Below are 22,358 nucleotides of genomic sequence, written 5' to 3'. Positions count from 1 at the left end.
GGTCAGCCCTTCACCGCACCGGACGTCAGCCCCGCCACGATGCGACGCTGGAAGAACAACACGAACAGGATGATCGGGACGGTGATCACCACGGCGGCCGCGGAGATCGTCCCGGTGGGGTCTTCGAACTGCGAGGACCCCGTGAAGAACGACAGCGCCGCCGGGACCGTGCGCGAGGCCTCGGTCGAGGTCAGCGAGATCGCGAACAGGAAGTCGTTCCAGCAGAAGATGAACACCAGGATCGCGGTGGTGAACACCCCCGGTGCCGCCAGTGGCGCGATCACCTTCCGGAACGCCTGCGCCGGGGTCGCGCCGTCCATCTTCGCCGCCTTTTCCAGCTCCCACGGGATTTCCCGGAAGAACGCGGACAGCGTGTAGATCGACAGCGGCAGCGCGAACGTGATGTAGGGCAGGATCAGCCCCGGCCAGGTGTCGAACAGGCCCAGCTCACGTTCGATGTTGAACAGCGGCGTCACCAGCGACACCTGTGGGAACATCGCGATCAGCAGCGACATCCCGACCAGCACCTGCTTGCCGGGGAAGTCCAGCCGCGCGATCGCGTACGCCGCCATCGTGCCGAGGACGACCGCGATCACCGTCGCGATGATCGCGATCCCGATCGAGTTCACCAGTGCCCTGATGAACTCCGTGGTCTCGAAGATGTCCGCGTAGTTCTGCCACGTCCATTCCGACGGGATGAAATTCCCGTCGTCCAAGGTCTCCTTGGTCTTGAACGAAAGCGAGACCACCCACAGCACCGGGAACAGCGCGAACACCAGGACCAGGATGTCGACGAGGCCCCACTTGAACTTGCGGCCGGGAGTGACCGCTCCACCGATCGCCATCAGCGCTTACCCCCATTGTCACTGCCGGGTGCGGCCGTGCCGAACACCTTGATGAAGATGAACGCGATGATCGCCACCGTGAGGAAGATCAGCACCGCCATCGTCGACCCGATCCCCAGGTTCAGGCCCTTGACCAGGTTGTTGTAGGTCTGCATCGACACCGAAGACGTGTCCTGCGCGCCGTTGGTGAGCACGAAGATGTTGTCGAAGATGCGGAACGCGTCCAGGGTGCGGAACAGCAGCGCCACCAGGATCGCGGGCTTCATCACCGGCAGCATCACCTTCGTGAACCGCTGCCACGCCGTCGCGCCGTCCATCGCCGCGGCCTTCAGCAGATCGTCCGGCACCAGCGCCAGGCCCGCCATCAGCAGCAGCGCCATGAACGGCGTCGTCTTCCACACCTCGGCCAGCACGATGATCGCCAGCGATGGCCAGTACTCGGTCAGCGGCGCGCTGTCCGGGAAGAACAGGTTGGCCAGGTAGCCCGTGTCCGGTGTCCAGGCGTAGTACCAGGAGAACGCCGCGACCACCGTCACGATGCCGTACGGGATCAGGGCGACCGTCCGCACGAGGCCCCGTCCGACGAGCGTCCGGTGCATGATCAGCGCCAAGCCCATGCCGAGGACGAACTCGATCACCACCGAAACGATGGTCAACCCCATCGTCGTCCCGAACGCCGTCCACCAGTAGCCGTTGGACAGCACCGCGATGTAGTTGTCGAGGCCGACGAACTCCTGCTGCGCCGGGAACCTTAGGTCGTAGCGCTGCAGGGAGAGCCAGATCGAGTAGATGATCGGGTACCCGGTGACCGCGATCATCACGATCGCCGCCGGGGCGCACAGCCACAGCCCGAGCCTGCGTTCGGCCTTCTTTCCTTCACTGAGAACGGGTTTGGCCTTCTTGCCCGGCTTGCTCCCGGTCGCCGTACCGGCGGTTTCCTGCACGGTCACGGGATCACTCCCTTCGACTGGAGCGCGTCGGCGAGTTCTTCCTTGAGTTTCTCCGCCGTCTTCCGCGGATCGATCTCGGACGGCGGGGAAAGCACCTTCGACAACACCGTCGAGGCGTTCTGGTAGGCCGGGGTCAGCGGCCGCACCGCGGCGTCCTTGAGGGCCTCCAGGATCGTTTCCCGCATCGGGTACTTCGTGTCCATACTCGGGTTGTCGTCACTCTGCGGCGCCGTCGCGTCGAGTGGCAGCGTGTCCGTGTAGAGCGATTCGATCGTCGGCGGGACACCGTCCTTGAGCGCGGAGAACTTCTGGTTCTTCGCGCTGCGCAGGCACAACGCGACCTCGTAGGCCTCGGCCTTGTGCTTCGAGGTCGAGCTGACCGCCAGGTTGTAGCCACCGATCGTGGTCTTGGCGGGCTTGCCCGCTTCGAACTCCGGATAGGTGGTCCACTTGAAGTGCTTCAGCTCGTCCTTCTTCTCCTTGGCGTAGGAGGCGTAGACGAACGGCCAGTTCAACTCGAAGGCGGCGTTCCCGCGCTGGAAGGCCTGGCGGACCTCGTCCTCCTTGGAGTTGGTCAGCGACGGGTCGGTGATCCCGGCCGTGGTGACCTTCTTGAGCATCTCCAGCGCCTTGATCGCGCCCTCGTCCATCACGACCGACTTGCCGTCGTCGGAGAGGATCTTGCCGCCCGCCGACTCGACGAGCGTGTTGTAGATGACGACCAGGCCTTCGTACTGCGCGCCGGTGAACACGACGTTCGCCGGCTTGCCCTGCGCCTTGAGCGCCTGGGCCTGCTGGATCATCTCGTCCCAGGTCTTCGGCGGCGTCGGGGTCAGCCGGTCGTCGTACCAGAGCAACTGGACGTTGGTGTTCTTGGTCGCCGCGTAGAGCTTTCCGTTCCACGTGGCGGTTTCGAGGGGACCCGGCAGGACACCCGCGGTCGCCTCGGCCTTGGCTTCACCGGTCCATTCGTCGATCCAGCCCGCCTCGGCGAACTCCGAGACCCAGGTGACGTCCAGCCCCAGTACGTCGAGCGAATCGTCCCCGGCGGCCAGCCGTCGCACCATCTGTTCCCGCTGGCCGTCGGCCGGGCGCGGGAGCTTGTTGTACACGACCTCGTACCGCCCGCCCGAGGCCTTCGTGCAATCGTCCACAACGGACTGGAAATTGTCTTCGGGCGCGTAGTAGACGTTGATCTTCAGCCCGGCATCCGAACCGCAACCCGCCAGCAAGCCGGCCGTCAGCGCCGCCGCGCCGAGTAGCGAGCCGGTGCGGCCTGGTGAGCGGCCCCTCCGGCTCGCGCTCATCCTCTTCCCCATGAGGCCTCCTCACCCGCGCACGCCTGGGGAGCGGCGGCACTAGGACGCGTTGAAGAAGCCCGCGCGCCAGCACCCCGACGTGCTAGTGCTCGGGCGGACACGCTGGAGTACGCGACCGCCCGACTGGTGTTGTGCAACCTATTCCGGGCGATCACCGCCCGCAAGCAGTATCGGTAACGATTCAGCGGACCGCACGACGAACAGGTGAACAAGTACCGCCGAATGTCAGTGGTCTGGACTCGGAGTCATCAAGTTGGACGGCCGCCCAACGCCAGCTGGGCGAGGAGCTCGCGCCCCTGTTCGGCCGAACGCGGCTGGCAGAGCACGTCGTAGCGGCCGGCGACCAGCTGGCTCGCGGAGGAGAAGTCGCGACGGGACATGCCGTAGCTGATCGCCGCGAAGACCGTCCACGCCAGGATGCCGAGCACGAGCCCGCCGATCATGGGCTGCCAGGCGAAACCCTGGTTGTTGAACATGCCCAGCAGCAACCCGATGATCAGGCCGAACCACGCGCCGGACACCGCGCCCGTGCCGAGCACCCGGCCCCAGCTCAGCCGTCCGACGACGCGCTCGACGAGCATCAGGTCGACGCCGACGATGGTCACGTCGGAGACCCCGAACTCCTTCTCCGCGAGGAAACCGACGGCTTGCTGGGCTTCGCCGTACGTCGCGTAGGAACCGATCGGCCAGCCGGTAGGCGGTGTCGGCAGCCTGGGCAGCCCACCCGCGGCCCGGCCGCTTCCGCCAAAGGGAGCACTCACGTAATCACCTCTCGCCCATCCTGGTCCATCTTCTCAAGGACGGGCGAAAGGTGCGAACGTTCAGGAGCGGGACTTGTATTCGCGGAGCAGGCCACGGCTGATGATGGTCTTCTGGATCTCGCTGGTGCCTTCGCCGATGAGCAGGAACGGCGCCTCGCGCATGAGGCGTTCGATCTCGTATTCCTTGGAGTAGCCGTAGCCGCCGTGGATGCGGAAGGAGTCCTGGGTGACCTCGGCGCAGTACTCGCTCGCGATCAGCTTCGCCATGCCGGCCTCGACGTCGTTGCGCTCACCGGAGTCCTTGAGGCGGGCGGCGTTGACCATCATCAGGTGCGCGGCCTCGACCTTGGTGGCCATCTCGGCGAGTTTGAACGCGACCGCCTGGTGCTCGGCGATGGCCTTGCCGAAGGTCTTGCGCTGCTGGGCGTACTCGACGGCGAGCTCGAACGCGCGGATCGCGATCCCGCAGGCGCGGGCGGCGACGTTGACGCGGCCGACCTCGACACCGTCCATCATGTACGCGAAGCCCTTGCCCGGCGCTTCGCCGAGGACCTTGTCGGCACCGATCTTGTAGCCGTCGAACACGGCTTCGGTGGTGTCGACGCCCTTGTAGCCCATCTTGTCGATCTTGCCGGGGATGGTGAGGCCGGGCGCGACCTCGCCGAAGCCCTCGGGCTTCTCGACCAGGAAAGTGGTCAGGTTCTGGTGGGCCTTCTCGGCACCTTCGTCGGTCTTGACGAGCAGCGCGATCAGGTTGGAGCTGCCGCCGTTGGTCAGCCACATCTTCGAACCGTCGATGACGTAGCCGTCGTCGGTCCGGCGGGCGCGGGTCTTGATCGCGGCGACGTCGGAGCCGAGGTCCGGCTCGGACATCGAGAACGAGCCGCGGACCTCGCCGGTCGCCATCCGCGGCAGGAAGTGCTGCTTCTGCTCCGGCGTCCCGTGTTGCTTGATCATGTGCGCGACGATGAAGTGCGTGTTGATGACACCGGAGACGCTCATCCAGCCACGCGCGATCTCCTCGACCACGAGGGCGTAGGTCAGCAGCGATTCGCCGAGGCCGCCGTACTCCTCCGGGATGGTGAGCCCGAACAGGCCCATCTCCTTCATCCCCTCGACGATGTCGGCGGGATAGGTGTCGGAATGCTCGAGCTCCTGCGCGCGCGGGATGACCTCCTTGTCCACGAACTGGCGGACCGTGGCCAGGATTTCGGACTGCACGTCGGTCAAGCCGGCGGTCTGGGCGAGGCGAGCCATCGCTGCTCCCTAAATTCGCGCGCGCCGGGCTCCCGGCGCTGGGTTACCGGTGAGTATGACGCCTGCGGAGAGACCCCGCTATGAGCGCAGTCACGCCTACGCCATCCGTGACCATGGCAGACCTTTGGCGGATTCCCGCCGCACCAGCAGTACGCCTTTCCAACCCAGCCTCCAGCGCGGGGCAAGACTCCGGCCTGGCGACCGCCGCCCTGATATCTTTCACTCTTCGGGCTGATCGGACTGGTGTCCGTGATCCCAGGGGTCGTCTTGGGTCACGTCGCCTTAGCGAAGGCCCGGCGTGGTGAGGTCGGCGGCCAGGGCATGGCGCTCGCCGCGTTCGTCGTCGCGCTGAACATCGCCGCGAAACACGGGGCTTTCCGGTAGCGATACGGTCCTCGTCTACGAGGGGACCGGCATGACGAATCCGCATGACCCGTACGGCCGGCAGCCCTACGGTCTCCAGCCGTATCAACCGCCGCCGCAGCAGTACTACGTCCAGCAGACCTACGTGCGGCCGCCGGACCAGGGCATGGCGGTGGCGTCGCTGGTGTGCTCGCTGATCGGGCTGGTCATGTGTTTCCCGGCGATCTTGGGGATCATCTTCGGGCACATCGCGCTCTCGAAGGCCAAACGCGGCGAAGCGGGCGGCCAGGGCATGGCCCAGGCGGGCATGATCATCGGGTACGTCGTCACCGCGCTGTGGTTGATCCCGGTCATCCTGTGGTTCGTTTTCGTCGTGCTCGCGATCGGAGCCGCGAGCGTCTCGTGACCCGTCCCCGGATACGGTGGTGTCCCGCACGAACCAGGGGGCCAACCGGATGAGCAGTTCCGACTCGCAGGACACACCGTCGACGTCGTCCTACACCGACTCGAACACCTTCTCGGACCCGACTTCGGCGCCCGAAACCGTGTCGGGCCCGGCGGAACCGCAGCAGTTCCAGCCGCCGGCGCCCTTCACGCCGCCTCCGCCGTTCGAGCCACCCACTCCGTTCGAGCCGCCTTCGGCCTCAGCGCCGGACCCTGTACCCCCTCCCGACCCGGCTTCCGTTCCGGTTCCGGTCGAGACGTACGGGCAGGCCATCGACCCGCTGACCGCCGAGCCCGTGCCGCCGCCCTACGCGACTCCGGAGCCGCCGGTGTACACGCCCGTGCCGTTGCCCGCCGCGTACCCGCCGCCCCAGCCGTACAACCCGTACGCGGCGGTGGCTCCCCCGCGATCGCAGGACAACGGGATGGCGATCGCCGGGCTGGTGTGCTCGCTCATCGGGATCTGCTCCTGTGTGACGGTGATCGTCGGGCTGATCCTGGGGCACATCGGATTGGCGAAGGCGAACCGCGGTGAAGCGGGCGGGCGTGGCATGGCGCTCGCGGCGGTGATCATCGCCTACGTCGTGATCGCCCTGTACGTCGGTTTCGGCGGCACGATGATCATCCTGGGCGTGAACGGCCAACTCGATTAGCAGCGGGAATGTGGCGGCAGTTGGTCGCAGGTCCGTGAAGGCCTCCTTCCCTACCTTGAAGGTAGGGAAGGAGGCCTTCACGGACTACGCGATCGCCATCCGCAGCCTCAGCAACACCACCAGCCCAGCAGTCTCAGTGGCGGCGCGTGAAGGCGGCGGTGGCCTGGTGGGGCACGTCTCGTGAGTGGTAAGGACGGTTAGAACCGTCCTTACCACTCACGAGGCTTGACCGACATCACCCGGTTCCCTGGGCGCCGGCGCCACCTGACCGTTGGCCTCCGGTTCTTCCGGCGCTCCCCGCTGCGGCGTGTTCGCGTCGAGGAAACGCAGCAGCTCCACCGGGAACGGCAAGACCAGCGTCGAGTTCTTCTCCGCCGAGACCTGCACGACGGTCTCGAGCAGCCGCAGCTGCAACGCCGCCGGAGTGTCGGCCATGGTCGCGGCCGCCTGCGAAAGCTTGTGCGATGCCTGCAACTCCCCGTCTGCCGAGATGACCCGCGCCCGCCTTTCGCGTTCGGCTTCGGCCTGACGCGACATCGAGCGTTTCATCGACTCCGGCAGCGCGACATCCTTGATCTCGACCCGGTCGATGTGGATGCCCCAGTCCAAGGCCGGGCTGTCGATCATCAGCTCCAGGCCCTCGTTCAGCCGTTCTCGGTTCGACAGCAGGTCGTCCAGGTCGCTCTTGCCGATGATCGACCGCAGCGAGGTCTGCGCGACCTGCCCGACGGCCGAGCGGTAGTCCTGCACGTTGACCGCGGCCAGCACCGGGTCGATCACCTTGAAGTACACGACCGCGTCGACCCGCACGGTGACGTTGTCGCGGGTGATGCCGTCCTGTGCGGGGATCGGCATCGTGACGATCTGCATGTTGACCTTCTGCAGCCTGTCCGCGATCGGCACCAGCAGCGCGAGCCCCGGCTGCCGGATGGCCGGGCGCACCCGCCCGAACCGGAACACGAGACCGCGTTCGTACTGTTTCACCACGCGAAGGCTGGCCGCGAGCCACGCACCGCCCGCGACGGCGACCGCACTGAGAATCTCCACCACCATGGCTGCTCCCGGGGTTGTTCTCGCTGTTCACGGTACGCCCGGCGGGTCACGGGGGAAACACGGTGGACAAGCCTGCCAAGGTGGGTTCGTGACCGGTTTCAAGATCCCGCCCAAGTTCCTCGACCGCGCCGCCGAACTCGGCCCCGGAGCCGCCGAGTGGCTCGACTCCCTCCCGTTCCTCGCCGAGAAGTACACCGCCAAGTGGCAGCTCGAATACGACGGCGAGGCCATGCACGGCTTCGTCGACGTCGCGCAGCCGGTGCGCCGAGCGGACGGCTCCCCCGCGATCCTCAAACTCGGCTGGCCGCACGAGGAATCCGATGACGAACCGCTCGCACTGTCCACTTGGGCCGGTCAGGGCGCGGTTTTGATGTACGACAACGTGCCTGAGGACGGCGTACTGCTGCTGGAGCGGCTCGACGCCACCAGGTCGCTCGAAACGGAGCCGATCCGGGAGGCCGTCGAGACCGTCGGCGCCCTGGCACGACGGTTGGCCGTCCCCGCTCCCGAAACGCTGCAGCGATCCCTTCGCGAGGAAGCCGCGGAACTGGTCACCGAACTCCCGGAGACCTGGAGCGAGCTGGGCGAACCGTTCGATCGCAAGTACCTCGACGCCGCCGTGGAAATCTGCGTGAACCTCGGACCGGAGGCCGGTGAGCTGATGGTGAACGAGGACCTTCATTTCGAGAACGTCCTCGCCGGGGAACGCGAACCGTGGCTGGTGATCGACCCGAAGCCGCTTTCGGGTGATCTCGAGTTCGGCGCGATCTCGATCCTCTGGAACCGGGCGAACGAGTCCACAATGGACGAAAAGCTCGCGTGGTTCGCCGCGGCCGCTGGGGTGGACGCCGAACGCGCGCGGGCGTGGACGCTGGTCCGCGCGGTGCAGAACTGGATCTGGCTGTACGAAGACCTCGCGGAGGGCGCCTCGCCCGAGACCCTCGCCGAAGACCCGGCCTACGCCGCCGTTCCCGGAATCGCCGCCTGGGCATTGCGGTGATCACACGAATCGTCTCGGGCCCCGGGAGCGGATAACCTTCGGGCATGGCAGCCGTGAACAGGGTATTCGCAGCTCAGCTGGCCGGTTTGCCGGTTTTCGGCCCCGATGGTGAATCGATCGGCAAGGTGCGGGACCTGGTGGCGGGCCTGCGCTTGGACCAGCAACCCCCGCGGATCCTGGGCATCGTGGTCGAGCTGACGACGAGGCGCCGCGTGTTCGTGCCGATGTTGCGCGTGACCTCGATCGAGCCCAGCGCGGTCACGCTCGCCACCGGATCGGTGAACATGCGGCGGTTCCACCAACGGCCCAACGAGGTGCTGGTGGTCGGGCAGCTGTTCGACGCGCACGCCACCCTCGCCGGCTCGGAAACGCGGGTCACCGTCGTCGACGCCGGCATGGAACCGACCCGGACGCGGGACTGGGTGCTCGCGAAACTCGCGATCCGGGAACGGTCGAGCAGGCTCGGCCTCGGCAGACGGCGCTCGGCGATGCAGGTGCTGCCGTGGGCGGAGGTGTCCGGGCTCGGGCTCACCGACCTGACCGGCCAGACCCAGGGCGCAGCGCAGCTGCTTATGCTGTTCGACACCATGCGCGCGGCCGACGTCGCCGCCACGGTCCGCGATCTGCCGCTCAAACGACGGCACGAGGTCGCCGACGCGATGGACGACGAGCACCTGGCTGACGTCATCGAGGAGCTTCCCGAAGACGACCAGAAGGAACTGCTGTCCTACCTCGCCGAGGAACGCGCAGCCGACATCCTCGAAGCGATGGACCCCGACGACGCCGCCGACCTGCTGGCCGAGCTGGCGCCCGCCGAACAGAACCGGTTCCTGGAGCTGATGGAACCCGAGGAGTCGGCGCCGGTGAAGCGGCTGCTGGAGTATTCCTCCGACACCGCGGGCGGGTTGATGACGCCCGAACCGGTGGTGCTGACGCCGGACGCCACGGTCGCCGAGGCGCTCGCGCATATCCGCAACGCGGACCTCCCGGTGGCGCTGGCGAGCATGGTGTTCGTCTGCCGTCCGCCGACGGAGACGCCGACCGGGCGCTTCGTCGGCGTCGTGCACTTCCAGCGTCTGCTGCGCGAACCACCCGCGGAGATGGTGGCGAGCGCCGTCGACTCGCAGCTGCCCGCGCTGCGGCCGAACGCCACCTTGTCCGAGGTCACCCGCTACTTCGCCGCCTACAACCTCACCTGCGGGCCGGTGGTGGACGCCGAGGACCACCTGCTCGGCGCGGTCACCGTCGACGACGTGCTCGACCATCTACTCCCCGAGGACTGGCGCGAGACCGGCCTGCACGACATCACCGGCGAGACCACCGAGGAGGCCGAACGTGCCTGAACTGATGTCCGGGCGGCGGCTCGACCAGCCCCGCGGCCAGAGCCGGTTCAGGCTGAACATCGATCCGGACACCTTCGGCAGGCTCACCGAACGGGTCGCGCGGTTCCTCGGCACCGGCAAGTACCTGTTCTGGCAGACGCTGATCGTCATCGTCTGGATCGTGCTGAACCTGGTCGCGGTCTCGCTGCGGTGGGACCCGTACCCGTTCATCCTGCTGAACCTGGCGTTCTCGACGCAGGCCGCGTACGCCGCGCCGCTGATCCTGCTGGCGCAGAACCGGCAGGACGACCGCGACCGCGTCTCGCTGGAGGAAGACCGCAATCGCGCCGCGCAGACGAAGGCGGACACCGAATACCTCGCGCGGGAGCTGGCTTCGCTGCGGATCGCGCTCGGCGAGGTCGCCACCCGGGACTTCCTGCGGGGCGAACTCGACCGGCTCCGCGAGGATCTTGACGCCAAGCCGCGCAAGGCCAAACCCGACCGCGCCCCTACCGGTACTTGATTTTTGCGGATGAGCCCTCGACCGCAATCCCATCCCAGGGCGCACGCTGGCCGAACAGGTCACTCTTTGCTCCCCAGGGCGCCCTGCCGCTGTGATCCCGGGGCCTTCGGCCAGGCGGGTCCGTCCAGCTCCGCCTACCGGTACGTAACATGGTGGGGTGACCAGTACGCAGCAACTCCCCAGCGTCGACGATGTCCGCACCGCGCTGAAGGCCGTGTACGACCCGGAGATCAAGAAACCGATCACCGAACTCGGCATGGTCAAGGACGTGGAGGTCGGCTCGGACGGTGTGGTCACCGTCGGGATCTACCTGACGGTCGCCGGTTGCCCGCTGAAGGCGACGTTGACCAACGACACCACCGAAGCCGTCAAGAAGCTCCCCGGCGTCAGCGACGTCCGGGTCGAGCTCGACGTGATGAGCGACGAGCAACGCACGGAGCTGCGAAAATCGCTGCGCGGCGACGCCGCGGAGCCGGTGATCCCGTTCGCGCAGCCCGGTTCGCTGACGCGGGTCTACTGCGTCGCGTCCGGCAAGGGCGGTGTCGGCAAGTCCTCGGTGACGGTGAACCTCGCGGCCGCGATGGCCGAACGCGGGCTTTCCGTCGGCGTGGTGGACGCGGACATCTACGGGCACTCGGTGCCGCGGATGCTCGGAGCGCGAGAGAAGCCGACCAAGGTCGACACCATGATCATGCCGCCCCAGGCGCACGGCGTGAAGGTCATCTCGATCGGCATGTTCACCCCGGGCAACACCCCCGTGGTGTGGCGCGGGCCGATGCTGCACCGCGCGTTGCAGCAGTTCCTCGCCGACGTGTTCTGGGGCGACCTCGACATCCTGCTGCTGGATCTGCCGCCGGGCACCGGTGACATCGCGATCTCGGTGGCGCAGCTGATCCCGAACGCGGAGATCCTGGTCGTCACCACTCCGCAGCAGGCGGCCGCCGAGGTGGCCGAGCGCGCGGGCGCGATCGCGCTCCAGACGCGGCAGCGCGTGGCCGGGGTCATCGAGAACATGTCGTGGCTGGAGACACCCGACGGGCAGAAGATGGAGATCTTCGGATCCGGCGGCGGGCAGTCCGTGGCCGACTCGCTGTCGAAGTCGGTCGGGTCGACCGTGCCGCTGCTCGGGCAGGTCCCGATGGACCCGCGCGTGGTCTCCAACGGCGACGCCGGAACGCCGATCGTGCTGGCCGAGCCGGACGCCCCGGCGTCGCTCGTGCTCAAGGAGGCGGCGAAGAAGCTGACCGTCCGGGCACGCGGGCTGGCCGGGATGATGCTGAACGTCACTCCCGCCGGCCGCTGACTCCCCCTCTTACGCATTTAGTCCTCTGAATGCGGTACTTGCACACGCAAGGACCGCATTCAGAGGACTAAATGCGTGGGGTCAGGTGGCGTCCGGGTCGACCGGAGGGCGCTCCCCCGGCTTCAGCGGCTCGGGCTGCGAAGCCGTCGCCGGGTAGCCGTTGGGCTTCGAAGCCCCGTTGGCACCGTTCGTCCCGTTGGCACCATTGGTGCCGTTGATGTTGTTGAGCCCCAGCGGATCCGAGTCACCGTCGAACAGGTGCTGGGTGACGACCCGCTTCGGGTCGAAGTTCCGCAGGCCCCTCAGGTCCTCCAGCGGCTTGCGCAGCTGATCGAACTCCGGGCCCATCTCCTCGCGCAGCTGCGTCTTGGCCCCGGTCGCGAAGTCGCGGACCTTGCGGACGCTCTTCGCCACCCAGGACGCCGCTTCGGGCAGCCGTTCCGGACCGAGGATGAAAAGACCCGCGACGACGATGATGAGGATCTCTCCCCAGCCGACACTCTCGAACACCCGTGTGAACCTCCGCCTCGGCGTCTTCCCCGTTCAGGGTACCCGGCCGAACTCGCTAGTCCGAGGCCAGTTTCACGTCCACGACAAGAGAAGACCCATCCCGGACAAGGCGGACAGGGACCACTTCGCCGACTTCGCGGGCGCGGACCGCGACGAGCAGTTCCGCCGAGTCGCGCACGAGCCGTCCGCCGACTTCCGTGATGACGTCGCCTTCTTTGATCCCGGCGGAGGCCGCGGGGCCGCCAGGGGCGACGTTGCGAACCTGTGCGCCCATGGTGCTGGAGCCCGCGACGGTCGATGAAGCGTTGATGCCGATGTCGGGATGGACGACCTTGCCGTCCTTGATCAGTGTTTTCGCGATTTTCACCGCGTAGTCACTGGGGATGGCGAACCCGATGCCGATGCTGCCGCCTTCGGCGCTGGAAGAGCGGATCGCGGAGTTGATGCCGACCAGCGCACCGGTCGCGTCGACGAGCGCGCCGCCCGAGTTTCCGTGGTTGATCGCGGCGTCGGTCTGGATGGCCTCGTAGATCACCGGCGCGCTGCCGCCGTCGCCACCGGCGGTCACCGGGCGGTTGAGCGCGCTCACGATGCCCGCGGTGACCGAGTTCTGCAGCGCCAGCGGCGAACCGACGGCGATCACCGAGTCGCCGACGGCGAGGTCGGAAGACTTCCCGACCTGCAGCGCGGTCAGGTTCTTGACGTCGACCTTGACCACGGCGAGGTCGGTTTTGGGGTCGGCGCCGACGACCTTCGCCTCGACGCGCCTGCCGTCGAAGAACACGGCGGTGACCTTGGTGGCCGCGTCGGCCGTCGCGGCGGAGATCACGTGTTCGTTCGTGAGCACGTAGCCCTGGGTGTCGATGACGACGCCGGAGCCCTGCTGGCCCGCGTCGGCGCCGGGTTTGAACACTTCGAGCGAGACCACGGCGGGCGCCACCCGGTGGGCGATGTCCGCGATCGAACCCGCCGGACGCTCCTTGGCCGCGTCGGCTTCGGAGATGCTGGCCTGCCCGGTCAGTTCGGTGCCGGTGTCGGCGAACCACCAGCCGATCAGCCCGCCGGCGGCGCCGATGACCAACGCGACGGCGGCGAGCATCGCCAGCGCCTTCGTCTGCACACGCCGCCCGAAAAGGACCTCCGGAAGGCTCAGCAGCGCACCCTGCGGGCGCTTCGCGTCCTTCTCCTCTTCCGAGTCCTGGTGCACGGCGGGCCCGGCGAGCACCGCGCCGGACGACGGGTCACGCCAGGGATCCGAGGTCGTGGTCCAGAGCGGGCCTTCGGCGCCGTTCGCGGACGGTGCGGAGCCGTTGGTCCCGTGCGGCCGCTCCAGCACGACACCTTCGGCGCCCGGCGGGCGGCGGAAGGCCTCGGCCAGCGATTCCGGCGTGGGGGGCGCGAGGTTCAGCCCCGGCGCGGACTGCCCGTTGGCGCCCGGCTGGTACAGCTTGTCGAAGGCACCGTCGACACCGTGCGGCCTGCCGAACGTGGCCGCCTGCGCCGGATCGACGGCGGGCCTGGCCAGCGGGCGCGGCGCCAGCCGATCCCCCGCCGGGTCACCAGGCTGCTGCGGATTCGCGTTCGGCTGCTCGGTCATCATTCCCCGGGGCTGAGATCAGGTTGGCCGGACGCGAGAGTACGCCAGGCCTTACCCGGGATTCTGCCGTGACCACGGTGAAGTGCGCGTTGATTCCCCGAACCGGCAAGAAATGTGACACTTGAGGCAACTATGTCTCACGCCTGTCCCTCGCCAGCAATGGTCTCAGCAGCCGCCCAAGAAGGAGGGCTTCTCCTTTCAAAGTCCAAATGGTCCTGTTCGCCGCCTCGCTCGTCGTGGCCATCACGCTGAGGAGGCTGACGCGGTCCCGACGCCGTGCGATTCACCGCAAGCGCCGTACGCGGTGAGCTCACCGGGGTCGACAAGGGCGACTGGAACTGCAAGGACGGTTTCTACGAGTACGCCGTCCCGACGCCGCTGCGCGGGGAGGGCGTCGCCCTGCGCCTGGCGATCAACGCCAAGGTCGGACTGTGTTTCGACGACATCGGGATTACGACACCACCGCCGCTGAAGATCAGCAAGGGACTTCGAAGTTCAAGAGCGCGACCATCTGCTTCGTCACGCCCTGACGAAGCAGATCAGCGGGCGGACACCGGCATGGGCACGCTGGACGTGCTCGGGGTCGGCGTGGTGCTGCGCGGCGGTTCCGGCTGGGCGCCGCCGCCCAGCTGCGCGGGCAGCAGCCCGGCGTTGACGCCTTGCGGCGGGGTGAAACCGGTGGTCGGCTGGTCTTCGGTGCCGTCACCCGAGGTCGCGACGAGGGCCAGGGCGCTCAGGACCAGGCCCGAAACGACGACTCCGGCGCCCTGCGCGTACTTCCGCCGGGCGAGACCGAACCGCCCGCCGCCGAGGACGTTCGGCGACTGGCCCAGTGGCGCCGTTGATCCCAACGGCGCTGTACCGCCCAAAACCCCGGTGTCGCGCAGGCCGGCGACCCGGTCGGGCCGCTGGATGGCCACCAGCTGACCGTCGGCGGTCATCGCCAGGTTGTCCGGTGTTCCGGGAAGTTCGGTGTTCTGCGGGATGGAGCACAGGCTGGCCAGGAAACCCGCCGACATCGACGGGGCTCCCGCCTGCTTCACGGCGGCGACGGCCTGGCGCTGCGCGGTCACCTCGGCCGCGCACGCCTGGCAGCGGGCGATATGCGCCGAGGCCCTGTCCTGGGCGCCGAGGGACAGCTCCCCGTCGACGAAGGCGACGATGGCGTCCGGAAGCAGATGCGACTCGGGGAGTCCCCAACCTCGCGGTGCGGTCATACCCCCACCTTCGCAGACTCCTGCGCCGCGGCGCGACGGCGCTCCAAAGAAGCGCGAAGCGCCTGGCGGCCGCGGTGGATCCGGCTGCGCACGGTGCCGAGCTTGACACCGAGGGTGGCGCCGATCTCCTCGTACGAGAGGCCTTCGACGTCGCACAGCACGACCGCGGCACGGAACTCGGGCGGCAACTCGTCGAGCGCGGCCTGCAGGTCCGGGTCGAGATGCGTGTCCGAGTAGACCTGCTCGGGGCTCGGGTCGTCGCCGACGATGCGGTCGGTGTCCTCGGGGAGGCCTTCCATCCGCACGCGCGAGCGGCGGCGGGCCATGTCGAGGAAGAGGTTCGTGGTGATGCGGTGCAGCCAGCCTTCGAACGTGCCGGGCTTGTAGGACGCGAGGGAGCGGAAGACCCGGATGAAGGTCTCCTGCGTCAGGTCCTCGGCGTCATGGGCGTTACCGGTCAGGCGGTACGCCAGCCGGTACACGCGGTCGGCGTGTTCACGCACGACCTCGTCCCACGAGGGCGGCGTCCATGCGGCCTCGTCCACCGTCACCGGCGTGACCTGGTCCGCGTGCTGGTCCTGCATCGTGTCCTGCATCGGGGAAGTAGGCACCTCCATCAGCGTCTTCTCCCAACTACTCCACCCAACGCGGGCGATGAGCACGGTGTTCCCGTTGTCGAGGACCAGTCTGTCCGGCCTGCTTATGTTTCTAGTGAGACTGGACTGAGAGGCGGCTGAGAAGTCGGTACCAGGGAGTCTTCGCTCTTTTGACGATAGGCAGCGCTAACCTCCGCGTGTGAATTCCGGGACGCATGCGGGCTCGCCTGCCGAGGCCGCCGACGCCGACCTCGTCGACGGATACGTCCCCGACGACGAGGTACTGGCCGCCGCGCGGGCGCGGTCGGCCGATCTGGGATGCGGTCCGCTGAGCGCGGGCGCGGGTGCGACTCTGCGTTTTCTCGCCACGACGCTGCGGGCGAAGGCTGTCGTCGAGGTCGGGACCGGGGCCGGGGTGAGCGGGTTGTGCCTGCTCGGCGGCATGGTCGACGACGGGATCCTCACCTCGATCGACATCGAGCCGGAGTACCACCGGGCGGCGCGGACGGCGTTCCGCGAGGCCGGCTACGCGCCGGGGCGGACCCGCCTGATCATGGGGCGCGCGCTCGACGTCCTCCCCCGGCTCACCCCCGGCGGCTACGACCTGGTGTTCGTCGATTCGGCGCCGGTCGAGTACCCGAGCTGCTACGAGAAGGCCGTCTCGCTGCTCCGGCCCGGCGGGATACTGGCATTCCACAACGTCTCGGGGTCCAGGGTGACCGATCCCTCACGACGTGATCCGGACACCCTCGCGCTGCGGGAGGTCGCGCGGGCCTTCCGTGAGGACGAGCGGCTGGTCCCGGCACTGTTGCCGGTGGGCGGCGGGCTGCTGGTCGCCGCGATTGCGTAGCAAGGGACCTTTGCTACCACTTTTCAGACCCGTTCCGTGAAGGCCTCCTTGCCTACCCTCAAAGTAGGGAAGGAGGCCTTCACGGACTTGGGGATCACCGCGACCACGGCCACCGCGGCGAGGGCCAGCCAGGCGGCGGTGAGCACGATCAGCCAGGTCCAGCCCGCGCGCCCGAAGACGGTCGCGCCGACGGCGCCGCCGATACTGCTGCCGAGGTAGTATGAAAGCGTGTAGAGCCCGCCTACCTGGCCTCGGGCGTTCTCGGGCGCCTCCGCGGCGGCCCAGCCGTTGGCGACGGCGTGCGCGGCGAAGAACGCGCCGGTCAGCACCACGAACCCGGCGACGACCATGGGCAGCGAGTCGGACAGCGTCAGCGCGGCGCCCGCGATCGTGAGCAGCAGGGCACCCGCGAGCGACCGGCGGCGGCCGAATCGGCCGACGAGCTTGCCCGCCGTCGCGGACGAGACCGAGCCCATCGCGTACGCGAGGAAGACGAGCGACGCGATCGCGGGCGAGAGGTTCAGCGGCTCACCGGTCAGGCGGAATCCGGCTGCGTTGTACAGCGCGACGAAGGAGCCCATCGCCAGCAGCGCGACCGCGTACTGGACCAGCAGGACCGGCTTCCGCACCGCCGCGCCGAGCCCGGCCAATACCGCCCTGCCCTGCTCACCTAACCGCTCTGACCTGCGACGATCCGCGAAAGTGGTAGCAAAGGTCCCTTGCTCCCCCGGCGGCAGGGCCAGCACCGTGACCACCGTGCAGACCAGCCCGATCCCCGCGACCACGAGCAGCGCGCCGTGGTAGCCGAACGGTCCGGCGGTGAACCCGGCCGCGAGCCGTCCGATCATGCCGCCGATGGTGTTCCCGGCGATCATCGCGCCCACCGCCGCCGCGAGCCCGGCCTTGCCGAGCCGTTCCGCGAGGTAGGCGGCGGCCACTCCGGGGAACCCCGCGATCGCGACCCCCTGCAGCGCCCGAAGCACGAGCAGCGCCGGGTAGCTGGGCGCCAGCGGCAGCAGGAAACCGAACACGACCGACGCGACCACCGAAGCGATGATCACCGGACGCCGACCCACGACCTCGGAGAGCGCCGCGATGGGCAGGACGGCGATCGCGAGCGCACCGGTCGCGACACTCACCGCGAGCGAAGCGCCACCGGGATTGAGGTGATACTGATCGGCCAGCTGCGGCAGCACCGGCTGCGGCGCGTAGAGCAGCGCGAACGAGGAGATCCCGGCCGCGGCGACGGCGATCGTCACGCGGCGGGTGGTTCCGGTGGCAGGCACGGTCCCGAAGCTAAGCCTGGCTAAACGATACGTCTAATACGCTCATCTGCCACAATCGATACCGTGCTGAATGAAAGGATGACCGCCCAGCTAGCCCCGCAGCTCGCGCTGCTCACCGCACTCCGCCGCACGACGAACGTCACACGCGCGGCCGAGCTGCTCGGTGTCCCCCAGCCCACGGTAAGCCGCCGGATCTCGGCGCTCGGCGAGGCCCTCGGCGCCCCTCTCACGGTCCCCGACGGCCGCGGCATCCGGCTCACCCGGGCCGCCGAGCTGCTGGCCGATGCCGCCGAACGTGCCCTCGCCGCCGTCGACGCCGGAGTCCGCCAAGCCCGCGAAGAGGTCGATCCCGAATCCGGGCACGTCGTCCTCGGCTTCCTGCACCTGCTCGGCAGGTCGCTGGTCCCCACGTTGCTCCGCGGCTATCGCGCGGACCATCCGGGCGTCCGGTTCACCCTGGTCCAGGGGTCACGTCAGGACATGGTCGACAGGCTGACCAGCGGAGAACTCGACCTCGCGCTGCTCGCGCCCGCACCCGTCGACGACCCGCTGCTCGACGCCGCCGTGCTCACCGAGCAGGAGATCTTCCTGTCCGTTCCGACGTCGCACCGCCTCGCCGACCGGCCCAGCGCCGCCATCGAGGACCTCAAGGACGAGGAATTCGTGCTCCTCGAAACCGGGTACGGACTCCGCACCATCACCGACGACCTGTGCGCCGCGGCCGGCTTCGAGCCGAAGATCGCCTTCGAAGGACAGGAATCCGACACAGTCCGCGGGCTGGTCGCGGCCGGGCTCGGCGTCGCGCTGCTCCCCCGTTTCGAGCCGGGCAGCCCCGCGGGGGTCGTCGAAGTCCCGCTGGTGCCGCCGGTCGGGCGGACCATCGGGCTGGCCTGGCGGCGCGACGTGGTCCTGCCGCCCGCCGTGCTGCGGTTCCGTGAGCGAGTCCGCGCGCAGCCTTGGTGACGATCGTCAGGGTCGATCACTGCCGTTCGTCCACCCCGGCAGGGAAGCATTTTCGCTAACTTCGGGTGAATGTACGACGACATCGTGGAGTTGGCGGGTGAGAGCCCGAGCTGGCTTCAGGCGACGGGAATCCTGTTCACCGAGGCAGGACTACTCGCCTTCGCGGCGCTCTTCGCCTGGCTGTTGTGGCGGGCCCGCACCTCACCCGTCCGGCTGGCCGTGGCGCTGCTGCCGCCCGCCGCGACCGCGATCGCGTACTTGATCAGCGAAGGGGTGAAGAGCGTGATCCAGGAGGACCGGCCGTGCCGTCACCTGGTCACACTCGTCGAATGCCCGCCGACGGGCGACTGGTCCTTGCCGAGCAATCACTCCACGATCGCCGCGGCGGCCGCCGTCGGCTTGGCACTCGCTTGGCGCCGGCTCGCGCCGTGGGTGCTCCCGGGCGCCCTGCTGATGGGCTTCTCACGGGTGTTCGTCGGCGCGCATTACCCGCACGACGTGCTCGCCGGGCTCGTCCTCGGGTCGGTCACGGCGTGGCTCGTGTTCCGGTACCTGAAGGGCCCGGCGACCGGGATCGCCCGACGGCTCACCGCCCATGCCGGAGACGCGCCGACCCAGCCCATGCCCAAGGTCGACCTGCGGGGCGGTAGCAAAGGTCCCTTGCTCCCGCCCCGCAGGTAACCGCGGGTCAGGCGTAGGAAGCGACCAGTTCGACCAGCGTCCGCGCCGCGAAACCGGTGGCCCCGGGCACGACGTCGGCGTAGGTCTTGTCGGCCCGCGCGGGGCCGGCGATGTCGAGATGCGCCCACGGCACGTCGCCGACGAACTCCCGCAGGAACAGCGCCGCGACGATGCCGCCGGGACCGCCCGGCGCCTGCCGGACGTCACCGAGCGAGCCCTGCACGGATTCGGCCAGATCCTCCAGCAGCGGCATCCGCCACCACGCCTCGCCGACCCGCTCGCCCGCCTTCGTGACCCGCTCCGCGAGCGCGTCTTCGGTGGCGAAGACGCCGCCGGTGCGGACGCCGAGCGAGACCTTCATGGCGCCGGTCAGGGTCGCCGCGTCGATCACCGCGTCCGGCTTGTGCTTCTTGATGCCGTAGACGAGCGCGTCGGCCAGGACCATGCGGCCCTCGGCGTCGGTGTTGCCCACCTCGGTGGTCTTGCCGCCGTAGTGCCGGACGATGTCGCCGGGCCGGTACGACGAACCGGACACGTGGTTTTCGGCGGCGGGCACCAGCCCGGTCACCTTGACCGGCAGGCGCAGCGCCGCGATGGCACGGACCGCGGCGATGATCGCCGCGCCGCCCGCCATGTCGGTGCGCATGAGGTGCATGCCATCGGCCGGTTTGATCGAAAGACCGCCGGTGTCGAAGGTGATGCCCTTGCCGACCAGCAGCAGATGCGTCGTCGCTCCGCGCGGCCGGTACTCCAGCTCGATCAGCCGCGGCGGCGCGGCCGACCCGCCGCCGACGGCGAGGACGCCGCCGAAGCCCTGCTCGGCCAGCCACTTCTCGTCCCGCGCCGTCACGGTCAGGTTCGGGATGCCACCGGCGGCCCGGGCGGCCGTGTCAGCGAGCCAAGCGGGGGTTTTGACGTTCGACGGCGTGTTCGCCAGGTCGCGCGCGAACGCGGCGGCCGCGGCGAGTTCGCGGACCCGCTCCAAGGCGTCCACGGCGTGCTCGTGACGTGTGATCAAGCGCACGGTCCGCAGGCTCGGCTTGGGGTCCTCGGCCGTCACCGTGAACCGGTAACCGCCGAGCAGCAGCCCGAACGCGAGTTCCTCGACGTGCTCGGCGCCCGCGTCCTCGGGCAGCTCGACGGCGAAGGCGCGGAACGCCTTCTGCCCAGCCTTGACGTCTTCTTCCAGCGCCGACGAGACGGCGCGGACCAGCGCGGCGCCGGCCTTGCGGTACTGCTTCGGCTCACCGTCGCCGACACCCGCCAGCCAGCGGACACCGCCGGTCGGCACGGTCTGCACGTCACCGGCCTTGCCGGTGGGCCGCACGCCGCCGATCTCCGCGAGTCCGGCGTCACCGTCCTCTTCGGACGGCGCGGCGACCAGCGTGGCCAGCGGCGTACCGCGCCTTAGGTCGTCCGAGACCTCGAGTTCGAGCAGCTTCCCCGGAACGGGGGGTAGCGGGTTACGCACAGTGAGCGACCTCCGGGCGCAGATGAACCGCGACCCCGGCCTCCGAGGGGAGACCGGGGTGCGGGTGGTTGAACGTTGGTGCGGTCCGGCTCAGCCGGTGACCTCCTGCAAGGCCGCGCCGAGATCCTTCGCTTCTTCCGCGGAGAGTTCGACGACGAGGCGCCCACCACCTTCGAGTGGTACGCGCATCACGAGGCCCCGCCCCTCCTTAGTCACTTCGAGGGGACCATCTCCGGTCCGGGGCTTCATGGCCGCCATAGCGTGCTCCCTCCGTCTCAACCGGCGCGCCCGGGTCGCGCTCGTCAAAGCCAGCCGGGTCTACTGTCCATTGTCCCTCATCAGCGGCCGAGCGCGAACGCGGACCGATCTTTTGCCGCCGTATCGGTGCTGGTATGCGACTCGCGAGGCTGAAAGACTCGTCTCCGACCGCAGTTTCGCCGACTAGGAGATCCCGTGACCACATCCGACGTTCTGCTGACCGCCGACGCCGATGGCGTGCGCACCTTCACGCTGAACCGGCCGCAGGCGTACAACTCGCTGACCGTCGAACTCAAGGAACTGCTGCTGGCGGGCCTGACCGAGGCCGCGGCCGACGACAGCGTCCGCGCGGTCGTACTGACCGGCTCGGGCAAGGCGTTCTGCGCCGGGCAGGACCTGAAGGAGCACGTCGGCCTGCTGCAGGCGGGTGACCCCGCGCCGCTACACACGGTCAAGGAGCACTACAACCCGATCGTCAAGACCATCGTCGGGATGCCGAAGCCGGTCATCGCGGCGGTGAACGGCCCCGCGGCCGGCGCGGGCGCGGCCTTCGCGTACGCGAGCGACCTCCGGATCGCCGCGACGTCGGCGAACTTCCTGATGGCGTTCGCGAACGTCGGCCTCGGCCCGGACTCGGGCGCGTCGTGGACGCTGCAGCGGCTGATCGGTCTCGGCCGCGCGGCCGAGCTGATGCTGCTGGCGCGCACGGTCGACTCCGCTGAAGCGCTGACACTCGGCCTGGTCAGCGAGGTCGTTCCGGACGAGGAACTGGCCGCCCGCGCGCAGAAGGTCGCCGCGAAGCTCGCGGCCGGCCCGACGGTCGCGTACGCGAAAATCAAGAACGTCCTGTCGGTCGCCGCCGAGTCGTCCCTCGAAACCGCGCTGGCGGCCGAGGACGAGGCCCAGACCGCGCTCGGCGCGACCGCCGACCACACCGAGGCCGTCGAGGCCTTCGTGGGCAAGCGCAAGCCGAACTTCCAGGGCAAGTAGCCGCTGGGTCGTGAGTGGCGATTCGGGTTTTCACCCGAATCGCCACTCACGACCGGGCCCGGAAACAGTCCTTCACGTGGGATTCCAACCCCCCCGTCACCCGCACCACAGCCGAAACGGCTGTCAGCCCAAGGAAAAAAAAACTA

At 68.7% G+C, this 22,358-nt stretch carries 24 protein-coding genes; 11 read left to right on the top strand and 13 right to left on the bottom strand.

The genetic code is table 11. The features are described 5' to 3' along the window. Window positions 1-2: 2 nt before the first annotated feature. The 5 genes from AC0685_RS28815 to AC0685_RS28795 form a co-directional block, all read right to left on the bottom strand. Window positions 3-845: a carbohydrate ABC transporter permease gene (locus tag AC0685_RS28815; protein ID WP_034313318.1), complete on the bottom strand. Its 843-nt coding sequence runs from the start codon at window positions 843-845 to the stop codon at window positions 3-5. Next, window positions 845-1,795, bottom strand: coding sequence for a carbohydrate ABC transporter permease (locus AC0685_RS28810; RefSeq protein ID WP_340684444.1), 951 nt, complete (start codon window positions 1,793-1,795; stop codon window positions 845-847). Before AC0685_RS28810 ends, AC0685_RS28815 begins: the two co-directional genes overlap by 1 nt. Continuing rightward, window positions 1,792-3,114: an ABC transporter substrate-binding protein gene (locus AC0685_RS28805; protein WP_340684445.1), complete on the bottom strand. Its 1,323-nt coding sequence runs from the start codon at window positions 3,112-3,114 to the stop codon at window positions 1,792-1,794. The genes AC0685_RS28810 and AC0685_RS28805 overlap by 4 nt, the downstream gene beginning before the upstream one ends. Window positions 3,115-3,362: 248 nt before the next feature. Next, window positions 3,363-3,875, bottom strand: coding sequence for a YflT domain-containing protein (locus AC0685_RS28800; protein ID WP_340684446.1), 513 nt, complete (start codon window positions 3,873-3,875; stop codon window positions 3,363-3,365). A gap of 60 nt (window positions 3,876-3,935) precedes the next feature. Then, a complete protein-coding gene (locus AC0685_RS28795; protein WP_478228381.1) occupies window positions 3,936-5,132 on the bottom strand; it encodes an acyl-CoA dehydrogenase family protein in 1,197 nt (398 codons plus the stop codon). Between the two features lie 243 nt (window positions 5,133-5,375). Here AC0685_RS28795 and AC0685_RS28790 point away from each other — a divergent pair, with 243 nt between their 5' ends. From AC0685_RS28790 to AC0685_RS28780, 3 genes are read left to right on the top strand one after another with little or no spacing between them, the layout of a single operon-like run. After that, complete coding sequence (locus tag AC0685_RS28790; protein ID WP_478228380.1) at window positions 5,376-5,516, top strand: hypothetical protein; 141 nt, start codon at window positions 5,376-5,378, stop codon at window positions 5,514-5,516. 31 nt (window positions 5,517-5,547) lie between these two features. Beyond that, window positions 5,548-5,901 carry a DUF4190 domain-containing protein gene (locus tag AC0685_RS28785; protein ID WP_478228379.1) on the top strand — a complete coding sequence of 118 codons (354 nt, stop codon included), beginning with the start codon at window positions 5,548-5,550 and terminating at the stop codon, window positions 5,899-5,901. A 49-nt stretch (window positions 5,902-5,950) separates the two neighbouring features. Next, window positions 5,951-6,592, top strand: a complete 642-nt coding sequence (locus AC0685_RS28780) for a DUF4190 domain-containing protein (RefSeq protein WP_478228378.1) — start codon at window positions 5,951-5,953, stop codon at window positions 6,590-6,592. Between the two features lie 216 nt (window positions 6,593-6,808). On the opposite strand, the gene AC0685_RS28775 is transcribed toward AC0685_RS28780, so the two are convergent. Then, window positions 6,809-7,645, bottom strand: coding sequence for a slipin family protein (locus AC0685_RS28775; RefSeq protein ID WP_478228377.1), 837 nt, complete (start codon window positions 7,643-7,645; stop codon window positions 6,809-6,811). A gap of 88 nt (window positions 7,646-7,733) precedes the next feature. On the opposite strand from AC0685_RS28775, the gene AC0685_RS28770 reads away from it, so the two are divergent. The 4 genes from AC0685_RS28770 to AC0685_RS28755 all read left to right on the top strand — a co-directional run bounded on the left by AC0685_RS28770 (window position 7,734) and on the right by AC0685_RS28755 (window position 11,793). After that, entirely contained in the window at window positions 7,734-8,645 is a 912-nt protein-coding gene (locus tag AC0685_RS28770) for an aminoglycoside phosphotransferase family protein (RefSeq protein WP_478228376.1), read from the top strand. 44 nt (window positions 8,646-8,689) lie between these two features. Beyond that, the gene (locus tag AC0685_RS28765; RefSeq protein WP_478228375.1) at window positions 8,690-9,988 is read left to right on the top strand and encodes a magnesium transporter MgtE N-terminal domain-containing protein; all 1,299 of its coding nucleotides are present in this window, start codon (window positions 8,690-8,692) and stop codon (window positions 9,986-9,988) included. Then, window positions 9,981-10,490 (top strand): DUF1003 domain-containing protein, encoded by a 510-nt coding sequence (locus AC0685_RS28760; protein WP_340684452.1) that lies wholly within the window; start codon window positions 9,981-9,983, stop codon window positions 10,488-10,490. Before AC0685_RS28765 ends, AC0685_RS28760 begins: the two co-directional genes overlap by 8 nt. Window positions 10,491-10,647: 157 nt before the next feature. Further along, window positions 10,648-11,793, top strand: coding sequence for an Mrp/NBP35 family ATP-binding protein (locus AC0685_RS28755; protein ID WP_340684453.1), 1,146 nt, complete (start codon window positions 10,648-10,650; stop codon window positions 11,791-11,793). Between the two features lie 81 nt (window positions 11,794-11,874). On the opposite strand, the gene tatB is transcribed toward AC0685_RS28755, so the two are convergent. The 4 genes from tatB to sigE form a co-directional block, all read right to left on the bottom strand. Continuing rightward, window positions 11,875-12,303, bottom strand: coding sequence for a Sec-independent protein translocase protein TatB (tatB, locus tag AC0685_RS28750; RefSeq protein WP_478228374.1), 429 nt, complete (start codon window positions 12,301-12,303; stop codon window positions 11,875-11,877). Window positions 12,304-12,358: 55 nt separating this feature from the next. Then, entirely contained in the window at window positions 12,359-13,900 is a 1,542-nt protein-coding gene (locus AC0685_RS28745) for a S1C family serine protease (RefSeq protein WP_340684455.1), read from the bottom strand. A gap of 539 nt (window positions 13,901-14,439) precedes the next feature. Next, entirely contained in the window at window positions 14,440-15,117 is a 678-nt protein-coding gene (locus tag AC0685_RS28740) for an anti-sigma factor family protein (RefSeq protein ID WP_478228373.1), read from the bottom strand. Then, window positions 15,114-15,734: an RNA polymerase sigma factor SigE gene (gene sigE, locus AC0685_RS28735; protein WP_037332153.1), complete on the bottom strand. Its 621-nt coding sequence runs from the start codon at window positions 15,732-15,734 to the stop codon at window positions 15,114-15,116. Before sigE ends, AC0685_RS28740 begins: the two co-directional genes overlap by 4 nt. Before the next feature lie 178 nt (window positions 15,735-15,912). On the opposite strand from sigE, the gene AC0685_RS28730 reads away from it, so the two are divergent. After that, window positions 15,913-16,563: an O-methyltransferase gene (locus AC0685_RS28730; RefSeq protein ID WP_478228372.1), complete on the top strand. Its 651-nt coding sequence runs from the start codon at window positions 15,913-15,915 to the stop codon at window positions 16,561-16,563. Between the two features lie 23 nt (window positions 16,564-16,586). Here AC0685_RS28730 and AC0685_RS28725 read toward each other — a convergent pair whose 3' ends face one another. After that, window positions 16,587-17,822 carry an MFS transporter gene (locus AC0685_RS28725; RefSeq protein WP_478228466.1) on the bottom strand — a complete coding sequence of 412 codons (1,236 nt, stop codon included), beginning with the start codon at window positions 17,820-17,822 and terminating at the stop codon, window positions 16,587-16,589. Between the two features lie 105 nt (window positions 17,823-17,927). Here AC0685_RS28725 and AC0685_RS28720 point away from each other — a divergent pair, with 105 nt between their 5' ends. Then, window positions 17,928-18,812: a LysR family transcriptional regulator gene (locus AC0685_RS28720; protein WP_478228465.1), complete on the top strand. Its 885-nt coding sequence runs from the start codon at window positions 17,928-17,930 to the stop codon at window positions 18,810-18,812. A gap of 69 nt (window positions 18,813-18,881) precedes the next feature. Next, entirely contained in the window at window positions 18,882-19,493 is a 612-nt protein-coding gene (locus AC0685_RS28715) for a phosphatase PAP2 family protein (RefSeq protein ID WP_478228371.1), read from the top strand. A 7-nt stretch (window positions 19,494-19,500) separates the two neighbouring features. Here the strand turns inward: AC0685_RS28715 and AC0685_RS28710 are convergent, their stop codons facing one another. Both AC0685_RS28710 and AC0685_RS28705 read right to left on the bottom strand, forming a co-directional pair. After that, complete coding sequence (locus tag AC0685_RS28710) at window positions 19,501-20,964, bottom strand: leucyl aminopeptidase family protein (RefSeq protein ID WP_340684460.1); 1,464 nt, start codon at window positions 20,962-20,964, stop codon at window positions 19,501-19,503. 90 nt (window positions 20,965-21,054) lie between these two features. Further along, a complete protein-coding gene (locus tag AC0685_RS28705) occupies window positions 21,055-21,222 on the bottom strand; it encodes a DUF3117 domain-containing protein (RefSeq protein ID WP_005155393.1) in 168 nt (55 codons plus the stop codon). Between the two features lie 195 nt (window positions 21,223-21,417). Here AC0685_RS28705 and AC0685_RS28700 point away from each other — a divergent pair, with 195 nt between their 5' ends. After that, window positions 21,418-22,212 (top strand): enoyl-CoA hydratase/isomerase family protein, encoded by a 795-nt coding sequence (locus AC0685_RS28700; protein ID WP_126736366.1) that lies wholly within the window; start codon window positions 21,418-21,420, stop codon window positions 22,210-22,212. Window positions 22,213-22,358: the final 146 nt, after the last annotated feature.

The organism is Amycolatopsis sp. NPDC043889 (assembly GCF_056435645.1).
The sequence above is the reverse complement of the archived record's forward strand: the minus strand, read 5'-3'. Positions and strand labels throughout refer to the sequence as shown.

What these genes read in the sequence shown, in the direction of transcription:
- sigE (WP_037332153.1), bottom strand. Translation starts at nt 15,734, where the DNA reads ATGGAGGTGCCTACTTCCCCGATGCAGGACACGATGCAGGACCAGCAC.
- AC0685_RS28765 (WP_478228375.1), top strand. Translation starts at nt 8,690, where the DNA reads ATGGCAGCCGTGAACAGGGTATTCGCAGCTCAGCTGGCCGGTTTGCCG.
- AC0685_RS28715 (WP_478228371.1), top strand. Translation starts at nt 18,882, where the DNA reads ATGTACGACGACATCGTGGAGTTGGCGGGTGAGAGCCCGAGCTGGCTT.
- AC0685_RS28720 (WP_478228465.1), top strand. Translation starts at nt 17,928, where the DNA reads ATGACCGCCCAGCTAGCCCCGCAGCTCGCGCTGCTCACCGCACTCCGC.
- AC0685_RS28740 (WP_478228373.1), bottom strand. Translation starts at nt 15,117, where the DNA reads ATGACCGCACCGCGAGGTTGGGGACTCCCCGAGTCGCATCTGCTTCCG.
- AC0685_RS28795 (WP_478228381.1), bottom strand. Translation starts at nt 5,132, where the DNA reads ATGGCTCGCCTCGCCCAGACCGCCGGCTTGACCGACGTGCAGTCCGAA.
- AC0685_RS28745 (WP_340684455.1), bottom strand. Translation starts at nt 13,900, where the DNA reads ATGACCGAGCAGCCGAACGCGAATCCGCAGCAGCCTGGTGACCCGGCG.
- AC0685_RS28805 (WP_340684445.1), bottom strand. Translation starts at nt 3,114, where the DNA reads ATGGGGAAGAGGATGAGCGCGAGCCGGAGGGGCCGCTCACCAGGCCGC.
- AC0685_RS28780 (WP_478228378.1), top strand. Translation starts at nt 5,951, where the DNA reads ATGAGCAGTTCCGACTCGCAGGACACACCGTCGACGTCGTCCTACACC.
- AC0685_RS28705 (WP_005155393.1), bottom strand. Translation starts at nt 21,222, where the DNA reads ATGGCGGCCATGAAGCCCCGGACCGGAGATGGTCCCCTCGAAGTGACT.
- AC0685_RS28775 (WP_478228377.1), bottom strand. Translation starts at nt 7,645, where the DNA reads ATGGTGGTGGAGATTCTCAGTGCGGTCGCCGTCGCGGGCGGTGCGTGG.
- AC0685_RS28785 (WP_478228379.1), top strand. Translation starts at nt 5,548, where the DNA reads ATGACGAATCCGCATGACCCGTACGGCCGGCAGCCCTACGGTCTCCAG.
- AC0685_RS28815 (WP_034313318.1), bottom strand. Translation starts at nt 845, where the DNA reads ATGGCGATCGGTGGAGCGGTCACTCCCGGCCGCAAGTTCAAGTGGGGC.